General features: G+C 32.8%; 14 protein-coding genes. 1 reads left to right on the plus strand and 13 read right to left on the minus strand.

Annotation, left to right across the window (positions count from 1 at the left end; all coding sequences use genetic code 11):
• Positions 1–20: 20 nt before the first annotated feature.
• From rnc to AC3B6G_RS00545, 6 genes are all read right to left on the minus strand, one after another.
• Positions 21–719, minus strand: a complete 699-nt coding sequence (rnc, locus tag AC3B6G_RS00520) for a ribonuclease III (protein WP_489848509.1) — start codon at positions 717–719, stop codon at positions 21–23.
• A 54-nt stretch (positions 720–773) separates the two neighbouring features.
• Positions 774–1,019, minus strand: coding sequence for an acyl carrier protein (acpP, locus tag AC3B6G_RS00525; protein WP_489848510.1), 246 nt, complete (start codon positions 1,017–1,019; stop codon positions 774–776).
• 24 nt (positions 1,020–1,043) lie between these two features.
• Entirely contained in the window at positions 1,044–2,084 is a 1,041-nt protein-coding gene (gene plsX, locus AC3B6G_RS00530) for a phosphate acyltransferase PlsX (RefSeq protein ID WP_489848511.1), read from the minus strand.
• Between the two features lie 17 nt (positions 2,085–2,101).
• A complete protein-coding gene (gene recG / locus AC3B6G_RS00535) occupies positions 2,102–4,132 on the minus strand; it encodes an ATP-dependent DNA helicase RecG (protein WP_489849546.1) in 2,031 nt (676 codons plus the stop codon).
• 61 nt (positions 4,133–4,193) lie between these two features.
• Positions 4,194–5,882 carry a DAK2 domain-containing protein gene (locus AC3B6G_RS00540; RefSeq protein WP_489848512.1) on the minus strand — a complete coding sequence of 563 codons (1,689 nt, stop codon included), beginning with the start codon at positions 5,880–5,882 and terminating at the stop codon, positions 4,194–4,196.
• A 33-nt stretch (positions 5,883–5,915) separates the two neighbouring features.
• Positions 5,916–6,278, minus strand: a complete 363-nt coding sequence (locus AC3B6G_RS00545; RefSeq protein WP_489848513.1) for an Asp23/Gls24 family envelope stress response protein — start codon at positions 6,276–6,278, stop codon at positions 5,916–5,918.
• 246 nt (positions 6,279–6,524) lie between these two features.
• On the opposite strand from AC3B6G_RS00545, the gene rpmB reads away from it, so the two are divergent.
• Positions 6,525–6,710: a 50S ribosomal protein L28 gene (gene rpmB / locus AC3B6G_RS00550; RefSeq protein WP_489848514.1), complete on the plus strand. Its 186-nt coding sequence runs from the start codon at positions 6,525–6,527 to the stop codon at positions 6,708–6,710.
• A gap of 102 nt (positions 6,711–6,812) precedes the next feature.
• Here the strand turns inward: rpmB and AC3B6G_RS00555 are convergent, their stop codons facing one another.
• Genes AC3B6G_RS00555 through fmt form a run of 7 tightly spaced genes read right to left on the minus strand, consistent with a single transcriptional unit; the run spans position 6,813 to position 13,926 of the window.
• Positions 6,813–7,457: a thiamine diphosphokinase gene (locus AC3B6G_RS00555; RefSeq protein ID WP_489848515.1), complete on the minus strand. Its 645-nt coding sequence runs from the start codon at positions 7,455–7,457 to the stop codon at positions 6,813–6,815.
• Entirely contained in the window at positions 7,457–8,110 is a 654-nt protein-coding gene (gene rpe, locus AC3B6G_RS00560; protein ID WP_489848516.1) for a ribulose-phosphate 3-epimerase, read from the minus strand. Before rpe ends, AC3B6G_RS00555 begins: the two co-directional genes overlap by 1 nt.
• A 10-nt stretch (positions 8,111–8,120) precedes the next feature.
• Positions 8,121–9,029, minus strand: a complete 909-nt coding sequence (rsgA, locus tag AC3B6G_RS00565; RefSeq protein WP_489848517.1) for a ribosome small subunit-dependent GTPase A — start codon at positions 9,027–9,029, stop codon at positions 8,121–8,123.
• Positions 9,010–10,914 carry a Stk1 family PASTA domain-containing Ser/Thr kinase gene (gene pknB / locus AC3B6G_RS00570; protein WP_489848518.1) on the minus strand — a complete coding sequence of 635 codons (1,905 nt, stop codon included), beginning with the start codon at positions 10,912–10,914 and terminating at the stop codon, positions 9,010–9,012. The genes rsgA and pknB overlap by 20 nt, the downstream gene beginning before the upstream one ends.
• Positions 10,907–11,656 carry a Stp1/IreP family PP2C-type Ser/Thr phosphatase gene (locus AC3B6G_RS00575; RefSeq protein ID WP_489848519.1) on the minus strand — a complete coding sequence of 250 codons (750 nt, stop codon included), beginning with the start codon at positions 11,654–11,656 and terminating at the stop codon, positions 10,907–10,909. The genes pknB and AC3B6G_RS00575 overlap by 8 nt, the downstream gene beginning before the upstream one ends.
• Position 11,657: 1 nt before the next feature.
• A complete protein-coding gene (gene rsmB / locus AC3B6G_RS00580) occupies positions 11,658–12,983 on the minus strand; it encodes a 16S rRNA (cytosine(967)-C(5))-methyltransferase RsmB (protein ID WP_489848520.1) in 1,326 nt (441 codons plus the stop codon).
• On the minus strand, positions 12,973–13,926 hold the full coding sequence (gene fmt, locus AC3B6G_RS00585) for a methionyl-tRNA formyltransferase (protein ID WP_489848521.1): 954 nt from the start codon (positions 13,924–13,926) through the stop codon (positions 12,973–12,975). The genes rsmB and fmt overlap by 11 nt, the downstream gene beginning before the upstream one ends.
• Between the last annotated feature and the right edge of the window lie 10 nt (positions 13,927–13,936).

The following is a 13,936-nucleotide window of genomic DNA, read 5'->3' on the forward strand; positions in this document are numbered from 1 at the left end:
AAATCAACTCTCCATTCTATCTAATCTTCGGTAAAATGTGGTAATGCTTGAAAAGCAGCATGTTGTTCAGCATCCTTCTTAGAATGTCCAACACCGGTTCCATATTCTTTATCGTTAATAAAAACTGCTACTTTAAATTGTTCCGCATTATCTGGTTCATCTTTTTCATCTAAAAGACGGTATTCAATTTTTACTGGACCCTTTTCTTGAGCCAATTCTTGAAGTTCAGTCTTATGATCAAAGAAATCATTGAACCAACCTTCATCTAATTTAGGAAAAATAACCTTATGACAGAAATTAACCACTGGTTTCATTCCTTGATCTAAATATACCGCTCCAATAAACGATTCAAAAATATCACAAAGTAAAGAATCACGATCACGAGCATTAGCCTTTTCTTCACCATGTCCTAATCGAATATACTTATCAAAATGGCATTCTCTAGCAAACGCGCTAAAACTCTGTTCATTTACCATTGCAGCTCTTAATCTAGTCAACCGACCTTGGGGTAATTTAGGAAAACGTCTAAAAATGTAATCAGAAACTACCAATTCATATACTGCATCCCCTAAGAATTCGAGCCTTTCATAAAATTTTAAATTTTTTCCTGGATGTTCATTAACATAAGAAGCTTGTGTAAAAGCTTCATCTAACAATGATTCATCATTAAAGACAATACCATAATTATCTTTTAGCAGCTTATTAAACTCTGCATCCATTTTCATCACTCCTATTAATAATAAAAGCGATTACTGCTGTAACCGCTTTTTCGTTTATTTCTTTAAATGTGAATAAATATAATCAACTGCTTCGTCAACTGTATTTAATTTTTCCGCATCTTCATCACTAATTTCAGAATCGAAAGTGGTTTCTAAATCTAAAACAAATTCTACAAAATCAATTGAATCGGCATCTAAATCATTTTTAAAATTTAAATTACCGTTAATTTTACTTTTATCAATATCGAATTGATCAGAAATCATATCTACAATTTTATTATAAATTTCTTCTTTTGACATTTCTCCACTCCACAAAATATAAATTTAGATGTTCTTAACATCTTCCTTAATTGCCTTCATTGCATCAGCATGGGAACTAAAATAATCAACAATATTAGGAACGGTATTATTCTTTAACATTGCACTAATTTGTCCAACTGTATTGCAAACTGTAGGTGCTTTAGTACTACCATGCATCTTAACAACTGGAGCTTTAACCCCCATTAAAACAGCACCACCATGTTTAGAATAATCTAATGTGCCAGCGATGTCTTTAAAAGTACTTTTAAGAAGTAAAGCACCTAACTTACCACTAATACCACTCTTCATTATACTACTTTTAATTAAATTAAGCATTGACAAGGCTGTTCCTTCGGTACTCTTTAAAGCAGCGTTCCCAGTAAATCCATCGGTGATAACTACATCAGCAGCTCCATTCAATAATTCACGGGCCTCAACATTACCAATAAAGTTTAAATCCTTATTATTAGCTAATAATTCATGAACAGCCTTATGAAGTTTATCACCCTTATCAGCCTCGGTTCCATTATTAAGTAAACCAATTGTTGGATTTTCAAATCCCATTACATTTTGAGCATAGTATTTACCCATAAAGGCATATTGATACAAATTAAACGGTCTAGAATCGGCATTTGCTCCAACATCCAACATTACAAAACTATCATGATTCCCATCAGTGATTACTGGTAAGGTTGTTGTTAGTCCAGGACGATCAATTCCTTTAATTCTACCAACAACAAATAAACCTGCAGCTAAAATAGCTCCGGTATTTCCAGCAGATAAAAATGCATCCGCATCCCCTTCATGAACTGATTGAGCAGCAAGCACTAAACTGGAATGTTTTTTCTTCCGAACGGCCCGAACTGGTTCTTCACCCATTTCAATAAATTCATCTGCTTGAACTAATTCAATTCGATCATTATTTTGAACCAGTGGTTTAATTTTATCTAATGGTCCAAAAATTTGAAATGTGAGATCTTGATACTTATCACGAGCCATTTCAATTCCCTTTACAATTTCTATTGGAGCATAGTCTCCACCTAAACCATCTACTGCAATTTTCATATTATAATTTTCCTCCATTAATCAATTAAATCTTGATTATTATCATCACTTGAAATTAACTTTACTAATCCTAAGTTATCATCCTGGACCATCCAATTAGGTTGGCTTAACATTTCAATAACATCTTTTTGAATATATTGAAACATTACATTATCAGCAATAATGTCTGCAACTTTAAAAATTGGCATTCCAGATTGTTGACGTCCTGTAATATCACCTGGTCCTCTTAGTTCTAGGTCCTTTTGAGCAATTACAAAACCATCATTACTCTCAACTAAAACATTCATCCGTTCTTTCCCTAACTCATTTTTAGGATCAGCAACTAAAATACAGTAAGACTGAAACGCACCTCTTCCAACTCGTCCACGAAGTTGATGGAGTTGAGACAATCCAAAATGATCAGCATTGTATATCAACATCATCGTTGCATTAGAAACATCCACTCCAACTTCAATCACCGTTGTTGAAATTAAAATCTGAATTTGATTTTGTTTAAAAGCCTCCATGATATCGTTCTTTTCACTATCTTGCATTTTACCATGTAATAAGCCAACTTTAAACTCCGGAAATCTCTTTTGATATTGTTGAAAAGTATCAACTGCATTTTGCATATTCATGCTATCTGATTCTTCGATCAAGGGTGCAATTACGTATATTTGACGTCCTTTTTTTAATTCACTTTCAATTTTAGGCTTAATATTATTTAACTGGGCACTTTTAATACAAATCGTGTTAATAGGCTTTCTTCCATTAGGAAGTTCATCAATTATTGAAACATCCATTTCTCCATATGTAGTGGCTTGAAGAGTCCGTGGAATTGGTGTTGCCGTCATTGCCAAAACATTAGTCGATTCACCTTTTTCTCTTAACTTCCGACGTTGATTAACTCCGAATCGATGTTGTTCATCAACAATTGCCAATCCCAAGTTACCAAATTTAACCGGTTCTTGAATTAATGCATGAGTCCCAATAACTAAGTTAATTTCACCACTAAGTAATCGACTAAGGATTTCTTTGCGGGCTTTCACTTTAGTATCACCTGTCAAAAGTGCAATGTGGACATCAGTTCCTGCAAACAAATCAGCTAATTTATTAGCATGTTGCTCCGCTAAAATTTCCGTTGGAACCATTAAAGCAGCTTGATATCCAGCTGATATTGTTGCAAGAATTGCAATTGCCGCAACAATTGTTTTCCCACTTCCAACATCACCCTGAAGCAACCGGTTCATTTGAGATGGTGATTCTAAATTAGTAATTATCTCTTTAATTACTCTATGCTGAGCATCAGTTAATTTAAAAGGCAACTCATTTATAAAATTATTAATCAATTTTTGATCAACATCAAATGGATCAACTTCAATCTTATGATTCTTGGCTTTTATTAACTGAAGACGAACTTCATATAAAAATAGTTCATTATATTTAGCAGTTCTTCTTGCTTTCTTAGCGGATCTAGTATCATTAGGAAAATGCATGTCGTGGATTACTTGCTTTAAGTTTTCCAACTTATATCTTTTTCGAAGCAATAACGGAACATAATCATCAATTACATCACTATACTCATTAAACGCCTTTTTAACTAAGTCTTGAATTGTCTTTTGTCTAATTCCCTGACTAGAAGGATAAACGGCTGCCATTTCATCATGATCATTAGCTTGAAGAATCTTAATCCCACTCATTCCAACTCTTGCTCGATTGAATCTGCCGTAAACCTTAATCCGTTGATTAGGCTTAATTTTTTTTTGTAACCATGGTTGGTTAAAAAAAACAACATCAACACTTACGTTATTAACCAATAATTTAAAATTCAAACGAGTTTTTCGATAACCAAATCGACTGATAATTGGTTGATTAACTACAATCCCTTCAATTGTAATATTAGCAGCATCAGGAGCTGATTGAATATCTTTAGCCTTGAAATCCTCATACCGAAATGGAAAATAAGTTAATAAATCATGAATGCTACTAATTCCCAACCGTTCTAAAACATGCTGGCGTTTCGGGCCCACTCCACTTAATTTGGAAACGGAATCACTCAATTTTTTAATCAATCTCATCTCCTATCAAAAAAGACCGAAACTAGAAGTTTCGACCTATCAAATAATAAACTTATTCAACCGATATTAAAAATGGATATATAGGTTGATTTCCTTCATGAACGTCAACTTCTAAATCAGGATCAATTTCTAGAACTTGATTCTTAATTTTTTGAGCATTACGTTCATTAGCACCATCTCCGTACAAGATAGTAACTGCTTCACTATCCTCATCTAACATCATTTTAAGCATATTGGTAGCTGCATCAATTTTATTAGAACTAGTAACGGTAATTTGTCCATCTACTATCCCAATGTATTGACCTTTTTTAATGTGGACACTATCTAACTTAGTATCACGAACCGCTTTGGTAATTTCACCACTCTTAACGGTAGACAAGCTATCTTCCATTGCATCTTTATTCTCAGTCAAACTTTCATCAGGATTATATCCTAACATTGCACTCATTCCCTGAGCAATCGTCTTACTATGAACGATTTCAACTGGTTTTTGAGCAACTTTTGCTGCCTGTTCAGCCGCAAGAAAAATATTTCCATTATTAGGAAGGACTAGAACTTTTTTAGCCTTAGAACGATTAATAGCATCCAAAATATCTTGAGTACTAGGATTCATCGTTTGCCCACCACTGATAAAATCAGTAGCTCCTAAACTCCGAAATAAATTTTCAATCCCATGACCAGTTGCTACGACAATAATCCCGTTCCCATTTACATATTGTTGGGCATTATTATTATCATTTGAATCAACTTCACTTTCATCTTGTTCAATAATATCTTCTTGTTGTACACGCATATTATCAACTTTTACATTTAATAAATCGCCAAAACGTTGACCCCAAGATAAAACTTTTCCCGGATGTTCTGTATGAACATGGACTTTAACTACCTCTTCATCATTTACAACTAATAACGAATCACCTAATTTAGCTAAATAGTCATAAAACTTATCATAGTCAAATGGTTCATCAACTTCTTTGCCCTTCCCCAATCGAATCATAGTTTGAGTACAATATCCATAAACAATATCATCGGGATCGATTTTTCCTTGAACACTTTCGTGATGTTCAGCATTAATCATCTCATCCATTTGACCAGAACTAAGTTCATCTGTTTCAGATGATTGACGATTATTGATCGAATCAGCAAAAGCTTTTAATACAATTACTAATCCCTGCCCCCCTGAATCAACAACGCCAACTTTCTTTAAAATTGGCAATAGTTCTGGTGTTGTTTTAAGCGCTTCATCAGCCGCATTAGCTACGCTATCAAAGAACTCTGGAATACTTTGATTATCTTCAGTCGCTTTCTTAGCAGCATCTGAAGCTCCATGAATAACTGTTAAAATCGTTCCTTCAGTTGGCTTCATAACAGAATCGTAAGCTGTATCACAACTTTCCTTCAGTGCAACGTTCAAGTCATCAACACTCAATCTTTCATGGCCAGTAACTCCTTTTGAAAAGCCACGGAAAATCTGAGACAAAATAACTCCTGAATTTCCTCGAGCCCCCATTAACAATCCTTTCGCTAATGCTGAGGCAGAATCCGAAATCGAATTACTTTGATTAGCCTTTACATATTTCCAACCACTAGCAAATGAAAGACTCATATTTGTTCCAGTATCACCATCAGGAACGGGAAAAACATTTAAAGAATTTATTAATTTAACATTTTTATTCAGTTGGTTCGCGGCCAATTGAATCATTTTTCTAAAATCTTCATTATCCAACTCTGTCGTTGTCAAAAAATCCCCTCCAAATAAAAAATCACCGCTCTACTATTTGTCTATGACTTTAATTCCTTGAACAATAATATTAACAGAGTTAGCAATGATTCCAAGCAAGCTTTCCAAATTATATTTAACACTCGATTGTACATTTCTTGAAACTTCAGAAATTTTAGTTCCGTAGTTTACAATAATATAAACATCAACAATTATTTTATTATCGTGTTGTCTAACAACGATTCCCTTATCATAATTATCACGTTTTAAAATCCGATTAAAATTATCCTTGATTTGATTCTTACTTGACATGCCAACTACACCATAATTACTGGTAGCGGCAGCCCCAACGACTGATCCGATAACATCATTATTAATATCGATCAATCCATATTGAGTTCTAATTTTAACTGCCATTTTATTCCTCCTTAGCATATTCAAGACATTTATATTAAACTTTTGAGGCATTAATTTTTTCTTTTATGTTACAATTAATCAATACATATTATATCATACCTTTAGTTTGAATATTAGTTCTGTTTAATAATGTGTCAAGTAAAATTACTTGAAAGAAAAGTATTGCAAAATAGGCCTTGATATGATAAATTATTATAGTGTATTAAGTCAAATTAAATAAGTTGCAAATTAAAGGAGGCGTTAGTAATGGCTAAAGATTTCTTAAACGGTAAAAGAACTCACTTCGGTAACAAACGTTCCCATGCTTTAAATTCATCTCGTCGTAGCTGGAAGCCAAACTTGCAAAAAGTTCGTATTTTAGTTGACGGTAAGCCAAAGAAAGTATGGGTTAGTGCTCGTACTTTAAAGTCAGGTAAAGTTACCCGTGTTTAATTTAATCAATAACACAACAAAGACTGATTAATATCGGTCTTTTTATTTTTATATAGAAAAGCTCTCCGATAAGTTACAACACTATCGGAGAGCTTTTATTTATTAATCTTTTGATTGAATTACGCATAAAACGCCATTATCAAAATTAAAACTAGCACTTTGACCAATAAATTCATTGCTTGAAAATGATTCTGGAAATTGAACTAATCGTTCATTTAAACAATATTTTTCATCTGATAAAGTCAATTTCATTGGGGTCAATGGTATAAATGCTAAGTACTTTTTATCAATTTCTTTTTGAATTTGATGAGAACCAGGTAAAAAAAACGTGATTGTATTAGTACGATCGATTAATCTTATCCGAGAAGCAAATTCACGAAACTGTGGTTTTAAAACCATAAAAAGATTCACCAGAAAATGATCAATTCGACCACCCGTTCCCCCATAAATATCAACTTGATCCGCATGATATTCATTTAATGCAATTGATAATCCACGTTCAGTATCCGTATAATCTTTTTTTGTTGGTGAAGTTCGAATATCTTGAATACTATCCTTTAATATCTTAAATTCATCATCACTAACTGAATCAAAATCACCAATAGCTACTAATGGAGTTATCCCTAATTTTAATAATCTTAAATTGCCACGATCTATTCCCAACCATTTACCAGTCACTTTATGTTCTGAAATTGTTTTGGGCCAATTAAAAACTGGCCCACCAGCCAAAAGATTAATTTTAAGCATTATTTTGTAGCATCCTTTATCGCTTGAACCTTGGCAGCAGGATCCTTAGCACCAAAAACATAAGAACCAGCAACAGCAACGGTTGCTCCAGCTTTATATGCATCAACAACAGTGTGGTCATTAACCCCACCATCAATTTCAATATCAAAAGTATAACCTTTTTCATCCTTGATTGCTTGAAGTTGTCTAATTTTTTCAACCATTTCAGGAATGAACTTTTGACCACCAAATCCAGGATTAACGGTCATTACTAATACTTGATCGACCATGTAAAGCACTGGTTTAATTGCTTCAACACTGGTCCCCGGATTGATTACAACTTCTGCTTTAACCCCTTCATTTTTAATCATTTGAATAGCTCGATGAATATGAGGAGTTGCTTCAACGTGAACCCCAATTAAATCAGCTCCAGCTTTAGCAAACGTTGTAATATATCTTTCAGGATTTCTAACCATCATATGAACATCTAAAATCATGTTAGAAATTGGACGAATTGCTTTTACCCAATTTGGTCCATATGAAATTGCTGGAACAAAATCACCATCCATAATATCAATATGAAGGTATTCTGCCCCACCTTTTTCAACCTTTTCAATGTCTCTTTGTAAGTTTACATAATCAGCACTTAAAATTGAAGGTGCAACTTTAATCATTATTCATTCCTCATTTCTTTTTATTATAAACTGGCTTTTGATCTTTGATCATCTGATATAACTGAAGATAATCTTCATAACGACTCTTCATAATTATACCATTTTCTACCAACTCTTTAATTTTACATCCTGGTTCATTAATGTGTAAACACTCTCTAAATTTACATTCATCTGAATACTTATCAAAATCAAGAAAATCATCTTTTAAATGGTAAATACTAATATCAGATAAATCATACGATGAAAATCCGGGAGTGTCAGCAACTAGTCCCCCCTCAAATGATAATAAACTTACTTTTCTAGTGGTGTGTTTCCCCCGATTTAAAGTTTTAGAAATCTCATTTGTTTCTAAATTTAAACCAGGAATTAAATGATTCAGAAGAGTAGACTTCCCAGCACCGGTTTGGCCCATTAAAACGGTTAGTTTATCGTTAAACAACCCCTTTAATTTATCTAATGATTCATTATCAAAACTCTTTTTTGGAAAAATAACAGGATAGTATTGTCCATAATAATCCATAATTTTCTTTAAATGATCGTATTGATCTGAACTTAATAAATCTGTTTTAGAAAGATAAATAACAACATCAATGTTTTTTTCTGCCATCATTACTAATTCTCGATCTAAAAGATTTTCACTAAATTCTGGTTCAACAGCAGAACTAACAATAATCACTTGATCAATATTAGCCAATGGTGGACGAACAATTTCATTTCGCCTTTTTAAAACCTTTAGTAAATAACCATCTTCAAATTCTACCATATCACCAACAATTGGCTTAATCCCTTTTTTTCTAAAATTACCCCTTGCTCTAGTTCGATATATTTTACCGTTACTTTCAATATCATAAAAACCACTTAAAGATTGATGAATTTGTCCTTGCAATACTTTTCCTCCATTACTGAATGCTCTTAACATCCATTATTTTTTTACCATCTCGAAAAATTTGGTATTGACCCTTATTATTAGCATCAATATGAAATGGTAAAATTACTTTTGAATCTTGATATATCTTTAGTTGTCGATAAATCCGGTTAATATTATGATCTCGATCACCGATATATATGTTAATCAGATTATAACCTGTCCCATTATTAAGATATGGAATGTTAAGATTTAAATTAACATTGTTATTTTGATTCGTTTTATCATTATTAGTCGCAATCACAATAATAATATTATCACCAGAGTAAACTTTCAATCCTGAGTTAGGATTTTGTTGAATTACTGTATTAGTTTTTTGATCAGACTGATATCGATATTCATAAGTTGGGTTTAACCCAACTTGATCAACATAACTCTGTGCCTCTTCCTTTGTCTGTCCTACCAGATTTCTCATTGTAAATTGATGAAATCCAATTGATTCCGTTAAAACAATCTTTTTGTCTCTCGAATCATATTTTCTTTCTGGATCAAAATTCTGTTTTAATATCAAACCACGTTTAAAATAATCAGAACTTGCCCGTTTAAAAACAACTTTAAATCCTTTTTTTCGAAGGCTGGTAGCAACTTTATGAGCATTCTGACCAATAAAATTACCTAAACTTGCAGATCCATGACCTGTACTTAAAACTAAGTCAACTCCCCAAATTCGATTAACTTTCTTTTTACTAATTGGATTTGTTTTAATTACATGTTTTCGATCAACGTTTCCGTTATCTTCATAAATAACTCGATGAACTTTAATATGGTTCCTTTTTAATTTAGTAAGCGCAGAATGATAACTAAAATTATCAACATTAGGAACAGTTGTATTCATAATTAAATAATATCCAATTACAAATAATCCGTAAATAACAACTATAATTATTGATAAATATAAATTAACGAAAGGATGTTTTGAATGAGCAGGATAATTTTTTAATAAATTAGGATGCTTTTGTTCAACATTCTTATTTAAACTAGTTAAATCGACAATCTTGGTTTCATCCGCACCATCAGTTTCTTCATCTTTTCTTTTTAAAACATATGGTCTGACATCATTTCTCAGAGCATTATGTTCAATATCGAACAACATTTCTTTTACTGAAGAATAGCGTCCATTAGGATTTTTATCAGTCGCTTTTGTAACGATATTTATTAATCCTTGAGTAGCCTTAGAATTATATTTAGTAATATTAGGCAAAATTCCTCTTGTATGTGCAAGAGCAATCGTAACTGCATTATCGCCATCAAAAGGAACTGTATCTGTTAATAATTCAAACATGATAATTCCTAAGGAATATATATCAGATTTTTCAGTTGCTCGATGCCCAGTAATCTGTTCTGGTGACAGATAATGAATTGAACCAACAACATAATTCGAACGAGTAATTGTCTTGTCAGAAGCAGTTATTGAAATTCCGAAATCTGAAATTTTAGCATCCCCGTGCTCATCTATCAAAACATTTTGCGGTTTTAAATCACGATGAATAATTCCCATGTGATGGGCTGTCATAACAGCTTTTGTGATTTGCTCCATGATTTTTATAATTTTACGATTGGATAATGGGTAGTGTTCTTTAATATATCTCTTTAAATTAGTTCCCTTAACATACTCCATTACAAGGTATTGTAGGTCACCTTGTTCTCCAAAATCATAAACTTTTACGATATATGGACTATTCAATTCTGCAATGGCTGACGCTTCATGTTTAAATCTCCGTTTAGCATCTTCATCATTTTGGAGATCAAGACGCAAAATCTTAATTGCCGCATACCGTTTTAAAATTTTATCCCAAGCTAAATAAATATCTGCCATTCCACCATGGCCAAGAACTTCGATTAATTGGTATCGATCATTTAATACCTGATTATTATGCATTTGGAGTCGCCTCCGTTTCATGTTTAATAATCATTGCAGTAATATTATCGTCTCCACCATTTTGATTTGCCAATGAAACTAGTTCATTACATTTATCTTCAATTGAAATAGATTTTATTAAAGTTGATTTAATTTCATCATCCGCGACTAAATCAGTTAGACCATCACTACATAACAGTATCAACTCTCCTGAATGCCATTTGTACCGATTATTATCTAAATTGGTTTCCTCAGAAATTCCCAAGCTTCTCACAATAACGTTTTTATATGGTGATGTCTTAGCCTCGTCAGTAGTTATTTCACCATTTTTTAATAGAGCATTAATATATGAATGATCTTCTGTTAACTGAACTAAGACATTATCATGAAAGGAATAGGCACGACTATCACCTAAATTACTAATGAGGAACTGATCTTTAAATAACATTGCACTAACAAAAGTTGTGCCCATCTTATTAATGGAAGGATTTCTTTTAGCAACACTTATAATTTGTTGATTTTCAGCTTCAATTTGTTTAGAAATCCAGGTACTGGCTTTCTTTATATTAGATAAATTAGACTCGGAAAATGATTTACCAATCTCAACGACCGCCATTTTTGAGGCAACATCACCACCACGATTCCCACCAATACCGTCTGCTACAATTGCTAAGGTCACGTTTTTATTATTAGTAAAATAATCCACATAATCCTCATTTTTTTGTCTTTTCAGACCAACTGACGTTTGGTAGGCAATCTTCATTTTAATCACGTTCCTTTATTAGATTTGATACAAAGAATCCATCAGATTCAAAATCATCTGGATATATTTTTAATAATGGTTCGCCATTATTCATTTTAATTTTGCTCGTTTTAACTGGTTTAATTGTAAAATTAGGATTTTGTTCTAAAAATTCTTGGATAACAGATTGATTTTCTTCATTCAAAATCGTGCAGGTACTGTAAGTTAATTGACCACCAACTTTAAGAACATTCGTTAAACTATTTAAAATTGATAATTGAATTCGATGTAAATGATCAATATCAGTTGGTTGTTTTTCATATCTAATTTCCGGTTTACGGCGAATTAAACCAATCCCAGAACATGGCGCATCAACTAAAATTTGATCAAAAGTATCATCATTAAATTTTTCAGTTACTTTTCTGGCATCTAAAGCAGTTGCATCAACATATTCTGCAACCCCCATTCGATAAGCATTTTCAGCAACCTGTTTCAATCTTTTAGCATGAAGATCTAATGCCAATACTTTCCCGTTTCCACTTAAATGTTCTGCGATTTGAGTTGTTTTACCACCTGGTGCTGAACACGCATCCAAAATATATTGATTAGATGTAATTGGCATTGATTCAACTGGAAGCATTGCACTTTCGTCTTGAATAGTCATTAAGCCATCTTTAAAACATTTACTGTGATTTGCAGGCAAGCCACTTAAAATTAATCCCTCACCAACCAAGTTACTTTCTGCTACATGATAGCCTTCCTGAGTTAATTTAGCGATCAACTGATCTTTAGTAATCTTTTTTAAATTAACGCGAACCGATTGTTTTGCAGGTTGATTAATACTTTTTAAAATTGACTCAGTTTTATCAATTCCAAGTTCTTGGTTTAACTTTTTTATTAACCATTTTGGAATACTGAATTGAATTGATAAACGTTCTAATGAATCTTTAATTGTTTTAGGATCACGTACCCCATTTCGATCAATATTATGCAAAACTCCAGTTACCATTTTTCTAATTCCATCATGTCCCTTTTGTTTTGCAATATTAATCGTCTCGTTAAAAATTGCTCGATTGGGAATTCGATCTAAAAATTGCATTTGATAAAGTGCAGTTTCTAGCAATGTTACCACCCAAGGTTCAACTTTCTTTTTTAAAAATGGAGTTAATTGATAGTTCAATAAAAGACGATTTTGGATTACCCCATATACAATCTGCGTTAATAATCCAGCATCTCGATGATCCATCTTTTCATCTCTTATGATATGGTTTAATTCAAGGCTGGAATAGGCACCTTTTTCAATCTTAATTAACGTTTCTAACGCTAAACGGCGAACATTATTTGTCATCTGTAATCATCCTATCTCCCACTTTTAATTTTTGACCATTCCCATTGAGATAATCACTAATCATTTGTTTCTTTTTTCCTGCTGGTTGGATCTCATTTAATTCAATGACAGTTTTATTGCCAGCCGCAATTTTTAAATGCTTTTTATTTTTCTCAACAACGGTGCCAGGATTCAAATCAGTAGTTTCATTCGTTGGTGTTGTCTTCCAAATTCTCATTCTTTTTCCTTCGACATAAACAAAAGCACCTGGATCAGGCCGTAAAGCACGAACCTTATCATCAATCAAATCAGCTGGAGCATTAAAATCAAGTTGTTCTTGTTCTCTTGTAATGTTTGGTGAAAAGACGACCTTAGCAGGGTCCTGTGGTTGTGGTTTAACTTTTTTGTTCATAATTTTAGGAAGGGTTGCTAATAGAAGGTCCCGTCCAACAATACTTAATTTATTAAACATAGAAGCAGTATCATCATCACTACCAATTGGAATTGCTTTCTGAGCTAATACATCCCCCGCATCCATTTTCTTTACCATATACATAATTGAAATACCGGTTTCTTTATCCCCATTCATAATTGAATATTGAACTGGAGCTCCTCCACGATACTTAGGTAATAAAGAACCATGGACGTTTACAGCTGCAATCTTGGCTGCTGCTAATAACTTTTCTGGTAGAAATTGACCAAACGCTGCAGTGATAATGAAATCGGGATGTAGATTAATGATTTGTTCCATTTCTTCACTACCACTTATTTTTTCTGGCTGGAAAATTTTTAAATTTAATTTTTGAGCTGCTTCTTTTAATGGTGATGCTTTTAAAATTCTTTTCCTTCCAAAAGGTCGATCTGGTTGGGTTACAATCGCTTTTACATCGTAACCACCATCGATCAATCCTTCTAAAATTGGAACACTAAAAGAGGGGGTTCCCATAAATACAATTGATGGCATAATAATATCT

Source organism: Nicoliella sp. ESL1149 (genome assembly GCF_058107265.1).